This is a genomic window from Streptomyces araujoniae, assembly GCF_050871195.1.
Lineage (GTDB): Bacteria > Actinomycetota > Actinomycetes > Streptomycetales > Streptomycetaceae > Streptomyces > Streptomyces bacillaris.
The window spans coordinates 2,243,595-2,256,670 of sequence record NZ_CP194070.1 but is presented as its reverse complement, the minus strand read 5'-3'; the positions used below and the strand labels follow the sequence as shown (position 1 = coordinate 2,256,670).

Here is a 13,076-nt window from a genome sequence, read left to right as displayed (position 1 = left end):
GGCCACCCGGATCGGGTGGCCCGCTTCTTTTCTTGTTGCGACCCACTCAGCCCCGGCCGCCGCCCAGGGCCCGCCGGTTGACGGCGGGGAGCGCGGGCCGCGGCTCGGCGGCCGACTGCTCGATCCGGAGCGCCAGCGCCGGGCAGCGCCGTACGGCCCGCTGGGCGCGCCCGCGCAGATGCACCGGAACCGAGGCGTCCGCCAGCGCCGGATAGCCGTCGGGGCCCAGCCGGACCAGCTCGGGGATCAGGTCCGCGCAGAGGCCGTGGCCCTGGCAGAGCGTCCAGTCCACCGCCAGCTTCTCACCGCTCGGGATCGACTCCTCCAGGTCCTGGTAGCCGGTGGCGGGCAGCGGCAGCACGCCTGCCGTCTCACGGCCGCAGCCGCCGTCCAGGACATGCGCGGCGAGGTCGTCCGTGAACGCGGACAGCGTCGACATGAAGAACCGCGCCGAGCCGTCCGGATGCTTGCACGCCCCCCGCCCCCTCACGGCCTGGGTCACCTCGCGCAGGGCCTCCAGTGCGGCCGGCCCGCCGCCGTTCAGCACGTCGGAGAGCCCGCCCGCCGCGGCGGGAAGCCCCAGCTTGCACGGGCCGCACTGCCCGGCGGTCTCGGCGGCCAGCCAGTTGGCGATCCGCAGGGACTCGCCGAGCGGGCAGGTCTCCGGCCCGATCGGCAGGATCGCGCCCGCGCCCAGGGCGCCGCCGACGGTGGCCAGGGACTCACGGGAGATGACCGCGTTGTGGCAGGCGGCCGCGTCGATCCAGTTGCCGTGGTAGCCGCCCGTCAGCACCCCCTGGGGCAGCGGCGGGGCCCCGGCCAGCTGGAGCACGTACCGCAGCGGCACTCCGGTCGGCACCTCGACGACCATGGGCCGTGCCACGTCGCCGGAGACGGTGAGCAGGACGGTGCCCGGTTCGCTCGGCAGCCCGGTGTGCCCGTAGCGGCGGGGGCCGATCCGGGCGGCCACGGCGAGCTGGGCGTACGTCTCCGCGTTCGACAGCAGGGTCGGGGCGCCGCCGACCCCGGTCTCCGCCGCCCGCTCGCGCCGGCCCGGGGGGAGCGCGGGGCCGCCGTTGGCCGCCCGGATCACCGAGGACGCCTCGCCGGAGACCATGCGCTCGGGGGTGCGGACCACCCGGGCGCGCAGCTGCTGGCCGCGCCGGTCGGAGAGGCCGCGCTCGGCGAGCGCCGCGCGTACGGAGACCTCGGTGGAGTTACGGGTGACGGCGACGACCAGCGTGCGCGCGCCGAGCGCCTCGGCGGCCAGCAGGGCCCCGTCCAGGATCAGGTGCGGGGCCCGGTTGAGCAGGACGGTGTCCTTGCGGCAGGCGGGCTCGCCCTCGCTCCCGTTGATCACGACGACGGGCCGCACCCCGCGCCGGATGGAGGCCTTCGCCACCGCCCGCAGCTTCCTGCCGAAGGGGAACCCGGCGCCGCCCCGCCCCCGCAGGGATATCGCCTCGGCCAGCTCGGCCAACCGCTCTCCGGTCACGGGTTCGAGGGGCCCGTGCACCTTCAGGTGCATGGCGAGGTCGAGCCGCTCCACCAGGTCGAATCCGGTGGTCAGTTGCGGCAGGCCGACGACGCGGACCTCGGGCACATCGGGAAGGGGGACGTTCACGGTCGGTCTCCTGCGGGTGCGTGCCAGGGTTCGCCGGCCGCCGGGGGCGCGGAGAACGGTCCGGCTCCGGGGCCGGGCGAGGGTGTGGACCTTGATACGGGCGTGGGCGTGGGTATGCCGGTGTGGGGCTCGGGGGCCGGGGCCGCCGCCCGGTAGGGGGAGGGCGTCGCCTCGGCGGGACCGGCTGCGCCTATCGGAGCGGTGTCGAAAGAAGGCGTCGATTCGGCTGTGCCGTGGATCGGTGCGCCAGAGGGAGGCGTGGTGTGGAGCGGCGGCTCCGTATGGACCGGCGGTGTGTACAGCGGTGGTTCCTGCGGGGGCGCGTAGGTGTGCTCGGCCCCCGGCGGGCCGTGGTGGGCCTGTGCGGGCGGTGCGGGGGAGGGGGCGGGCCACCGGGCGTCCTGGGCGCGCGAGGGGCCGCCCGCCTGCGAGACGGCGCGGTATCCGGCCGAGATGCCGGGCCCGCCCGCAGGGCCGTCGGCGAGCCGGTCGGAGGGGCGCGGCGGCGGCTCGTACACCGGGGACGGGAACCCGTACGACGGCTCCGTCCCGTACCGCACCTCCGTCGGCGCTTCGTGCAGCGACCGCGTCTCGTACGGCGGCCGGGTCCCGTGGAGAGGCGACGTCTCGCGCGGAGGCGATGCCCCGTGGAGGGGGCGCGTCTCGTACGGCAGGGGCTGTGTCTCGTCCAGGGGCCGCATCCCGTGCGGGGGTTGGGTCCCGTACGAGCCGGAGAGCCGCACGGGCGGGGGCATCGGTGGAGCCGAGAGCGTGCGCGGGCGCACCGGGGTGCCCCGCACCTCCCCCTCCGGCGCACGCCACCCCATGGGGCCGCCGGGTGGCCCCTCGCGCTCCGGGCCGGACCGTACGGGGCCGCGCAGCACCGGGTCCGGCATGTCGAAGCCCGCGTCCGGGTCGAGCAGCGCGGCGAGCCGGTCGGTGATCCGGCGCTTCGTCGGGCGGGGCAGCAGCCGCAGGCACAGGGCGCCGGCGACGCCGGTGAGGCAGAGCCCGTACATCACGACGACCCAGGTGGCCGGGGGCCGTCCCGCGTACAGGCCGTGGATCAGCGCCGCGCACCAGGCCGGGTAGGCCAGCGCGTGCAGGGCGCGCCACCGTCCCGCGATCCCGCCCGCCTCCCTGGGGGCGCCCAGCGACTGCCCGAGCCGGGTGGCGGTGGGGGGAGGCTGCGCGAACGCGCTGCGCAGGGCGCCGGTCGCGGCCGTGACCACCATCAGCAGCCCGGCCAGCGAGCCGAAGCCGATCAGCCCCGCCGTTCCCGTGACACCCAGACCGAAGGGTATGAGGGCACCGATCAGGGAGACATGGCCGAGGGCGACCTTCACGGTGCCGTGCAGCAGCAGGAAGCCGAGCGCGGCCACGGCGGTGGCCCGGTGGACGCCCTGGCAGACGATCCGCTGCCGCGTGGAGAGGAACAGCCGGTCCGTGGCCAGCAGGCCCCAGGCGACGGCCGCGCTGAGCGACACCAGCGACAGGACGCCGGTGGTGAAATCGAGGGTTGCGCGCAAGGCGTCGCTCCCCGCGACGGCGAGCAGAGGGATGAATACCAACGTGACGACAGTCAGACCGCCTTGTACCGGCCGACTCATTCCGGGGCTCATGGAGGGGGATACGCGGATCTTGCGATGAGGGTTCATGGGGGCGACTCCGAATAGTTCGGCAAAGCGGTCCCGTTGCCGCATGCTAGGGCGCCCCATACCAACCGGTACGGGCTTTGCTCGGTTGCCCCGATAGAAGTCGGTACGCCGAGTAACCTCTCCGTCCCACGCCTTCAGGAGGCCGCTTTTCCGGCCTCCCAGGACCGTTGCCGAGCGCCACGGAGCCCGCTTCCGCGCGCACGGGACCCGCTTTCGCGCACTGCGGGGCTTTCCGGGCGCCCTCGATGGAGCGGCGTCCGCCCTCCGGTCGCTCCCCGCTGCCTTCCGGGCACGTGCGGTACCCTGACGCCATGCGTGCCGTACGCCTTCTGCTTAGCGAGCCGCGCTGAACAGTTCCGACCGGTGAGAACGCCTGGTCGGAGTCAGCGCGGCGTCCCCTCCTGTGCGAGGGGATTTTTCGTTTCCCGGCAGATGACGATCGATGGAGCTTTGAGGATCATGAGCGAGACGAATTCCGCTGCCGAGACGGCCGCGCCGCACCGCTACACGGCGGCGATGGCCGCCGACATCGAGGCACGCTGGCAGGACTTCTGGGACGCCGAGGGGACGTACGAGGCGCCGAACCCGACCGGTGACCTGGCGGGCGACCCGGAGCTGGCCGCCAAGCCCAAGAAGTTCATCATGGACATGTTCCCGTACCCCTCGGGCGCGGGGCTGCACGTCGGCCACCCGCTGGGCTACATCGCCACCGACGTCTACGCCCGCCACCAGCGCATGACCGGCCACAACGTGCTGCACACCCTGGGCTTCGACGCGTTCGGCCTGCCCGCCGAGCAGTACGCCGTCCAGACCGGCACGCACCCCCGGGTCTCCACCGAGGCCAACATGGAGAACATGAAGGTCCAGCTGCGCCGGCTGGGTCTGGGCCACGACAAGCGCCGCTCCTTCGCGACGATCGACTCCGACTACTACAAGTGGACGCAGTGGATCTTCCTGCAGATCTTCAACTCCTGGTATGACACCGAGGCCGACCGGGCCCGTCCGATCGCCGAGCTGGTCGAGCAGTTCGAGAACGGCACCCGTGCCACGCCCGACGGCCGTGAGTGGGGCGCCCTGAGCGCCGCCGAGCGCGCCGACCTGCTGGGCGGGTACCGCCTGGCGTACGCCTCCGACGCCCCCGTCAACTGGGCGCCCGGCCTGGGCACCGTGCTGGCCAACGAGGAGGTCACCGCCGACGGCCGCTCCGAGCGCGGCAACTTCCCCGTCTTCAAGGCCAAGCTGCGCCAGTGGAACATGCGCATCACCGCCTACGCCGACCGGCTGCTGGACGATCTGGACGGGCTGGACTGGCCCGACGCCATCAAGCTGCAGCAGCGCAACTGGATCGGCCGCTCCGAAGGCGCCCGGGTCGAGTTCCCGGTCGACAGCGCGGGCGGCATCACCGTCTTCACCACCCGCCAGGACACCCTGTTCGGCGCCACGTACATGGTGCTGGCCCCCGAGCACGACATGGTGGAGCGGATCATTCCGGCCGCCTGGCCCGAGGGCACCCACCCGGTGTGGACCGGTGGCCACGCGACCCCGGCCGAGGCCGTCACCGCGTACCGCAAGCAGGCCGCCGCCAAGTCCGACGTCGAGCGGCAGGCCGAGGCCAAGGACAAGACCGGTGTCTTCACCGGCGCGTACGCCACCAACCCCGTCAGCGGTGAGAAGGTCCCCGTCTTCATCGCGGACTACGTCCTGATGGGGTACGGCACCGGCGCGATCATGGCCGTACCGGCGCACGACGCACGCGACTTCGCCTTCGCGCGCGCCTTCGAGCTGCCGATGCGCTGTGTCGTCCAGCCGTCCGACGACCGTGGCACCGACCCCGCCACCTGGGACGACGCCTTCAGCTCGTACGACGCGAAGCTGGTCAACTCCGCCAACGACGAGATCTCGCTGGACGGCCTGGGCGTCGTCGAGGCCAAGGCGAGGATCACCGAGTGGCTGCGGGAGCACGGCGTCGGTGAGGGCACCGTCAACTTCCGGCTGCGCGACTGGCTGTTCAGCCGCCAGCGCTACTGGGGCGAGCCCTTCCCGATCGTGTACGACGAGGACGGCATCGCCCACCCGCTGCCCGAGTCGATGCTGCCCCTGGAGCTGCCGGAGGTCGAGGACTACGCGCCGCGCACCTTCGACCCCGAGGACGCCTCGGCCCAGCCCGAGACCCCGCTGTCGCGCAACGCGGACTGGGTGAACGTGACGCTGGACCTGGGCGACGGCTCCGGTCCGAAGAAGTACCGCCGCGAGACCAACACCATGCCCAACTGGGCCGGTTCCTGCTGGTACGAGCTGCGCTACCTGGACCCGAACAACGAGCGGCAGCTGGTCGACCCGGAGATCGAGCAGTACTGGATGGGCCCGCGCGAGGGCCGGCCCACGGGTGGTGTCGACCTGTACGTGGGCGGCGCCGAGCATGCCGTACTGCACCTGCTGTACGCCCGTTTCTGGTCCAAGGTGCTGTACGACCTGGGCCACATCTCCTCCGCCGAGCCGTTCCACAAGCTGTACAACCAGGGCATGATCCAGGCCTTCGTCTACCGCGACAGCCGGGGTATCGCCGTCCCCGCCGCCGAGGTGGAGGAGCGCGACGGCGCGTTCTTCTACCAGGGCGAGAAGGTCAGCCGCGTGCTGGGCAAGATGGGCAAGTCCCTGAAGAACGCGGTCACGCCCGACGAGATCTGCGCGGAGTACGGCGCCGACACCCTGCGCCTGTACGAGATGGCCATGGGCCCGCTCGACGTGTCGCGCCCCTGGGACACGCGTGCCGTGGTCGGCCAGTACCGGCTGCTGCAACGGCTGTGGCGCAACGTGGTCGACGAGGAGACCGGCGAGGTCACCGTCGTCGACACGGAGCCCGGTGAGGACACCCTGCGCGCCCTGCACAAGGCCATCGACGGGGTCGGCCAGGACATGGCGGCGATGCGGTTCAACACCGCCATCGCCAAGGTCACCGAGCTGAACAACCACCTGACGAAGGCGGGCGGCCCGCTGTCGCGGTCCGTGGCCGAGCGGCTGGTCCTGCTGATCGCCCCGCTGGCCCCGCACATCGCGGAGGAGCTGTGGCGCCGACTGGGCCACAGCGACTCCGTCGTCCACCAGGACTTCCCGGTGGCCGACCCGGCGTACGTGGTCGACGAGACCGTCACCTGCGTCGTTCAGATCAAGGGCAAGGTCCGGGCCCGCCTGGAGATCCCGCCCTCCATCACGGACGAGGAACTGGAGGCGCTGGCCCTGGCGGACGAGGCGGTCGTCGCGGCGCTGGGCGGGGCCGGGATCCGCAAGGTGATCGTGCGCGCGCCGAAGCTGGTGAACATCGTCCCCGCGTGACGACCGCATCGGACGCGTGACGACCGCTTCCGACGTGCGACGACCGCTCCGGACGTGCGACGGATTCGGACGTGACGACCGCCGGGACACGACGATCACCCGGACAGGACGATCACCCGGACGTGACGGTCGCCGGGGTCTCACGCTCGCCGTGAGCGGCTGTCCCGCGTGATCAGGGCCATCCCCTACGGGCAGGTTGGGGGTTCCGAGGGAACCCCCAACCTGCCCGTTCCGTTTACGGTGGAGGGGGCGACCGGTACCGGCGGGCCGCATCGAGACAGCGAGGGGCATTCATGGAAGCCGCGATCACGATCCTGGCGCTGCTCTTCGTCGCGTTCGTCGCGTTGGGCGTCTATCTGACGGTCAAGGCCGTCGGCGCGGCCAAGCGCGGGATGGACCGCACGATCACGCAGGCCCGGCGCACGGTGGAGGACACCACGCTCCGGGCCAAGAGCTTCGGCCAGACAGGCGTGGCCGGTGAGCTGGCACAGCTCCGGCTCTCCCTGCGCACGTCGATGCGCGCCACCCAGGACGCCCTGCACGCCGGAGTCGCGGAGGACCCCTCGCTCGCGGAGTCGGTGGACCTCTTCCGGCGGCTGAGCGCCCACGGCCTGGAGCTGGACGAGGAGCTGAAGCGCCTGGAGCGCGAGCCCGACCGGGCGACGGTCTCCGGTCTGCTTCCGCAGCTGCGGGAGCGCACGCAGCGCATCACGCACTCGGCGGACTCGCTGCGCTGGGCGGCCCGGGACCGCGCCCGGCAGTTCGCCGACGGTGACCTGGACGCGCTCAACGCGCAGATCGACATCGAGGCGGGGGCCCTGCGGCACTGGACGATGGAGGAGCGGCCGGGGGCTGCCTCCGGTGGAGAGGCCACCTCCCGTGGCCGGGGCGCCGGGGCCGACGCCGGGGCGGAGTGGCCCGCGCCGCCCGCCGGAGCGGGCGGCGGCAGCACGGCGGACGAGTCCTGGGGCGGCCCGGCCCGCGAGGGCGCCCCGCAGGCGATCACCGCGCCGGACCCCCGGCTGGGGACGCGGTATCCGTGGCAGAAGTCGGCCAGGCCGGAGACGACCAACTGACGGCGGGGGCGGGGCTGCGCGACAGTCAGCCCTGTTCATGGCCGAGTGCCGTCCTCCGCTCTGGGGCCCCGGGGTTCTGTGCTGCCGTGGCTGAGGGCGACGTCCTGCTGTGGCCGAGACGACCGGATGCCGGTGGCCGAGGGTGACAGGACGCGTTCCGAAGTGACCGTCGATGATCGGATGACCGGGGCCGGACTCCCGGACTCCCACCTCTGCGGGTAACCTCCGGCACATGTCCCGCCATGTCGCTGTCGTCACTGATTCAACGGCCTATCTGCCGCCCCGGACGATGGAACGGCACGGCATCACCGCGGTGCCGCTGACCGTCGTCCTGGGCGATCAGGCGCTGGAGGAGGGCACGGAGATCTCGGCCCGCTCGCTCGCCCAGGCCCTGCAGAAACGCCACTCCGTCACCACCTCCCGCCCCAGCCCCGAGGTCTTCGCCGCGACCTACCGGGCGGCGGCCGAGGCCGGGGCCGACGCGCTGGTCTCGCTGCACCTGTCGGCGGAGTTCTCGGGCACGTACGACGCCGCGTTGCTGGCGGCCAAGGACGCGCCGATCCCGGTACGGGTGGTGGACACCGGGATGGTCGCCATGGCCCTGGGGTTCTGCGCGCTCGCGGCGGCGGAGAGCGCGGAGGCGGGCGGCAGCCTGGACGAGGCCGTGGCGGCGGCGGAGAAGCGGGCCGCCGGGACCTCCGCCTACTTCTACGTCGACACCCTGGAGTACCTCCGCCGGGGCGGCCGTATCGGCACGGCTCAGGCCCTGCTGGGGTCCGCGCTCGCGGTGAAGCCGATCCTGCAACTCGACGGCGGCCGGATCGAGATGCTGGAGAAGGTCCGGACGGCCTCCAAGGCCATCGCCCGCCTGGAGGAGATCGTGGCGGAGCGGGCCGGTGGGGCGACGGTGGACATCGCCGTCCACCACCTCGCCGCGCCGGAGCGGGCGGAGCGCCTGGCGGAGCGGTTGCGGGAACGGGTGCCGGGCCTGGCCGACCTCCATGTCAGCGAGGTGGGCGCGGTGATCGGGGCGCACACGGGGCCGGGGCTGCTGGGCGCGGTGATCTCGCCCCGGTGACGGCTCCGGAACCCTCGCACGGGTGACCGGGATATCCACAACCGGCCTGTTGTCCACAGGAATCGGGCCTGCTCAGCGGGTTCTCGCGGTGGTGCCTAACGTCGTGAGGCATGGCCCTTCGAACTCCTCGGGCGCTGTCTCCCGACCACGCGCCCACCACATTCCCGCTGCCTCGTCCGCCCCAGCGCCCCTGTCCGGCTCAGCCGGCCCAGCTGGCTCAGCCGCCTGAGTCGTCGGGTCCGTCGTCCTCCCCGGCTTCCGGCGGTGCGGAAGCGGCGGCCGCTGCCGAACGTGCTCCCGCGGCCGGGCGTCGGGTGCGCCGGGGGCCCGGCATCCGTCCGAGCGGCCGGGCGGGTGTTCGCCCCGGGGTTCGGTCCGGGGCGAACACCCGTGTCCGTTCCGGCGGGAGGGGGTCCGCGCGAGGGCGGGCAGCCCTTGCCGCGGCGGCGGCTCGACGGCGGGCGGACGCGCTGATGGCGGCCGCGCCGGTCCCGGAGACGTACCCGCTGCGTGAGGACGGGGCGGGGGCGAGCGCCCAGGAGCACGAGCAGGGGCCCGAGCGGTCCGGCGGGCAAGCGCTGGTGCGGGAGCCGGAGCTGAGGCCGGGGCCGGTGCCGGGGCCGGTTCCTGACCCAACTCCGGAGCGGGCGCGGGGGTGGGAGGCCGCGCGGCTCCGGGACCGGGCTCTGTTGTGGGTACGGCTCAGAGGAGGCCTGGCGCCACGGACGCTCGCGGCCCTGACCCTGGTGCTGCTGGTGGCCGTCGGCCTCGCCGCCTTCCACTTCTGGTCCGTACGCCCGGAGGAGGTCCGGGTGCCGGAGGCCGTGGGGGTGGGGGACGCGGCGGTGACCGATGAGCCGTTACGGGCCGGAGCCGGGGGCGCGGTGCCCCGTCCGGTCGCGGGCGCACCGCCCTCGCCTCCTCCCGAACCGCCCGGGGAGATCGTCGTGGATGTCGCGGGCAAGGTGCACCGGCCGGGCGTCCAGCGCCTCCCGGCCGGTTCCAGGGTGGCGGACGCGCTGCGGGCGGCGGGCGGGGTGCGCGCCGGGGCCGATGTCACGGGGCTCAACCGGGCGCGCGTGCTCATGGACGGTGAGCAGGTCCGGGTAGGGCTGCCCCAGGCACCGGTCGACCAGGCTGCCCCCGGTGTGACGGGCAGGGCGGCGGGTGCATCGGGACCGTCCGGTCCGGCGGCACCGCTGAGTCTGAGCACGGCGACCAAGGAGCAGCTCGAAACCCTGCCGGGGGTCGGGCCGGTGCTGGCGCAGCACATCATCGACCACCGCACGGAGAGCGGCGGATTCCGGTCCGTCGACGAGCTTCGGCAGGTCAGCGGTATCGGCGACCGCCGGTTCGCCGACCTCCGGCCGCTCGTGCAGCCGTGAGCGGCGTCGGGGCGAAGCCCGCGGCGGGCGGGACCGCCGGTCGGGCACCGGGTGCGGCCCGGGCGAGGGAAGAGGGGCCGACGGACCTGCGGCTCGTCCTGCCGGCCCTGTCCATCTGGGCCGCCGCGGCTCTCGCGCTGGGGCAACCGGGCCACCGGGTGGCCGCGGGGGTGGCGGTCTGCGCGGTCGCGGCGCTGGTGCTCCTGGCGGTGGCGTTCGGTGGGCGTGGGCGTGGGCGGGGGCGTGGACGTGGGCGCGTGCGCGGGAGGGCGGTGGCGGGTGGCGGGAGCCGGAACGCCGTGTCCGCCGGGGCCGCCGGGGCTGCAGTGTCCGCAGTGCCCGCCGGGGCCGCAGTGTCCGCCGGGGCAGTCGGGGCCGCCGACCCCGGGCAGCCCACCCGATCACGGCAGCCCACCCGGTCGAGCCAGCCCACCCAGACCGGGCGGGCAGCCCGGTTCGGCTGGGCAGCTGTGATCGGGGTCGTACTGCTCTGTGGCGCGGCAGGCGGGGCCTCGGCCGGGTTGCACGGGGCCGATGTGCGGCGTGGGCCTGTCCCCGGGCTGGCGCAGGAGCACGCGCGGGTCGGCGCCGAGGTGCGGGTGACCTCGGACCCCCGGCCGACCCGCCCCGGTGTGCGGGGCAGCCACAGCACCCCCGCCACGCTCCTGATCAACGCCGACATCACCGAGGTGGCGGCCCCCGACGGTCGGCGGACCCGGGTCCGTACGCCCGTGCTCCTCATGGTGTCGCCCGGGGACGACCGGGCGGCGTGGCAGGGGCTCCTGCCCTCCACCGGGCTCCGGGTCGCCGGGCGCCTGTCACCCCCTGCCCACCAGGGCGAACGCCTGGCCGGGGTGCTGCGGGTGGAGAGCGAGGGGCCGCCCAGGACCACCGGGAACCCGACGGCGGTCCAGCGGGCCGCCGGCAGTCTGCGCTCCGGGCTGCGGGAGGCGACGGACGGGCTCGACGCGGACGCGCGGGCGCTGCTGCCGGGGCTGGTGGTCGGGGACACCTCCCGGGTCCCGCCGGATCTGCACGACGCCTTCAGGGCCACCGACCTCACACACCTGCTCGCCGTGTCCGGGGCCAATCTGTCGATTCTGCTCTTCCTTCTCATCGGGCCGCCCGGATCGGCCCTGCACAGCGAACGGCGCGGCCTGGCACCGAAGCTCGGCATCTCCCTGCGCGGGACCGCACTGCTCGGCGGGGTGCTCACGCTCGCGTTCATCGTCGTCTGCCGCCCCGAGCCGAGCGTCCTGCGGGCGGCGGCCTGCGGTCTGATCACCCTCCTCGCCATCGGGACCGGCCGCCGCAGGTCCCTGATCCCCGCTCTGGCGGCGGCCGTCGTGCTCCTGGTGCTGTACGACCCCTGGCTGGCGCGGAGTTACGGGTTCCTGCTCTCGGTCCTGGCCACGGGCGCCCTGCTGACGCTCGCGCCCCGGTGGAGCGCGGCGCTGCAACGGCGGGGGATGCCGGGACGGTTGGCGGAGGTGCTGGCGGCGGCCGGGGCCGCGCAGGCGGTGTGCGCGCCCGTCGTGGTCGTCCTGGCCTCGCGGATCAGCCTGGTGGCGATTCCGTGCAACCTGCTGGCGGAGTTCGCGGTGGCGCCCGCGACGGTGCTGGGGTTCGCGGCGCTGGCCGTCGCCCCGGCCGCCCCGCCGGTGGCCGAACTGCTGGCCCGGATCGCGGGCTGGCCGGCCGGGTGGATCGCCCGGGTGGCCCGTACGGGGGCGGACCTTCCCGGGGCGGAGGCCCCGTGGCCCGGGGGCTGGGCCGGTGCCGCCCTCCTGGCGGGCCTCACGGTCCTGGCCGTGCTGCTCGCCCCTCGGTTCGCCCGGCACCCCTGGCTCTGCGCCGCCGCCGCGCTGCTGCTGGTCCTGGTGGTGGTGCGGCCCGCCCCGCTGACCCGGGTCGTCACCGGATGGCCACCGCCGGACTGGGCGTTCGCGCTGTGCGACGTCGGGCAGGGCGATGCGATGGTGCTCGCGGCCGGGGAGGGGACGGGGGTGGTCGTCGACGCCGGGCCCGACCCCCGCTCCGTCGACCGCTGTCTGCGGGACCTCGGCGTCACCCGGGTGCCCCTGGTCGTCCTGACCCACTTCCACGCCGACCACGTCCGGGGCCTGCCCGGTGTGCTGCGGGGCCGGGCCGTGGGCGCGATCCAGACGACGAGCCTCGACGAGCCGCCCGAGCAGGCCGCGTTCGTCCGGCGGACGGCGGCCGGGGCCCGGGTCGCGACGGTCCGGGCGGCCCCAGGTGAGCGGCGCAGGGCGGGGCCGGTGGAGTGGCAGGTCCTCTGGCCGCGTGCCGGGCCCGGGGGAGTGGCCGCGGTGAAGGGCGGGGGCGGGCCGAACGACTCCAGCGTGACCCTGTACGTACGGGCCGCGGGCGGGCTGACGCTGCTGCTCCTGGGCGACCTCGAACCACCGGCCCAGCGGGGCCTGCTGCACGGCCCGTCGGAACTGCCCCGGGTCGATGTTCTCAAGGTGGCCCACCACGGTTCCGCCTTCCAGGACACGGGGCTGCTGGACCGTGTGCGGCCGAGGCTGGCGCTGATCTCCTGCGGCGCGGACAACCCGTACGGCCACCCCGCGCCCCGGACCCTGGACGCGCTGCGGGCGGCCGGGGCGCGGGTCCTGCGGACCGACACCGACGGGGCCGTCGCGGTGACGGGCGCGGGCAGGGAGCTTCGGGCGGTGGGCCGTTCATGACGGGAGGCCGGAGGGACGCGCGTACGTACACGGGGACGAACACCCAAACGCCCAAATCCCCACCTATGCCCATAGCTGCGGATAGCTCGTATCACCTCCGTGCAAGACCTGACCAGCCCCTCCTAGCTGCGCTGTTTGCCTCGAACGTCTCAACAGTGATCGAATGTCTATTCGTCGGTGGGGCGCTGTTTCCGACAACGACGTCCACCTG

At 74.3% G+C, this 13,076-nt stretch carries 7 protein-coding genes; 5 read left to right on the top strand and 2 right to left on the bottom strand.

Translation table 11 applies throughout. The features are described from left to right. Positions 1-46 precede the first annotated feature (46 nt). Together ACQ9ZG_RS09675 and ACQ9ZG_RS09670 are read right to left on the bottom strand one after the other, a co-directional pair. The gene (locus tag ACQ9ZG_RS09675) at positions 47-1,624 is read right to left on the bottom strand and encodes an NADH-ubiquinone oxidoreductase-F iron-sulfur binding region domain-containing protein (protein WP_386699360.1); all 1,578 of its coding nucleotides are present in this window, start codon (positions 1,622-1,624) and stop codon (positions 47-49) included. Then, positions 1,621-3,234, bottom strand: coding sequence for a ferric reductase-like transmembrane domain-containing protein (locus ACQ9ZG_RS09670; protein WP_499280286.1), 1,614 nt, complete (start codon positions 3,232-3,234; stop codon positions 1,621-1,623). The genes ACQ9ZG_RS09675 and ACQ9ZG_RS09670 overlap by 4 nt, the downstream gene beginning before the upstream one ends. Before the next feature lie 507 nt (positions 3,235-3,741). Between ACQ9ZG_RS09670 and leuS the strand changes: the two genes are divergently transcribed. From leuS to ACQ9ZG_RS09645, 5 genes are all read left to right on the top strand, one after another. Continuing rightward, positions 3,742-6,615, top strand: a complete 2,874-nt coding sequence (gene leuS / locus ACQ9ZG_RS09665) for a leucine--tRNA ligase (protein WP_109916367.1) — start codon at positions 3,742-3,744, stop codon at positions 6,613-6,615. A gap of 293 nt (positions 6,616-6,908) precedes the next feature. Further along, entirely contained in the window at positions 6,909-7,691 is a 783-nt protein-coding gene (locus ACQ9ZG_RS09660) for a hypothetical protein (protein ID WP_499280285.1), read from the top strand. A 232-nt stretch (positions 7,692-7,923) separates the two neighbouring features. Beyond that, on the top strand, positions 7,924-8,769 hold the full coding sequence (locus tag ACQ9ZG_RS09655; protein WP_084995679.1) for a DegV family protein: 846 nt from the start codon (positions 7,924-7,926) through the stop codon (positions 8,767-8,769). A 473-nt stretch (positions 8,770-9,242) separates the two neighbouring features. After that, positions 9,243-10,154, top strand: coding sequence for a ComEA family DNA-binding protein (locus ACQ9ZG_RS09650; protein WP_499280284.1), 912 nt, complete (start codon positions 9,243-9,245; stop codon positions 10,152-10,154). 86 nt (positions 10,155-10,240) lie between these two features. Further along, positions 10,241-12,865 carry a ComEC/Rec2 family competence protein gene (locus ACQ9ZG_RS09645; RefSeq protein ID WP_499281586.1) on the top strand — a complete coding sequence of 875 codons (2,625 nt, stop codon included), beginning with the start codon at positions 10,241-10,243 and terminating at the stop codon, positions 12,863-12,865. Positions 12,866-13,076: the final 211 nt, after the last annotated feature.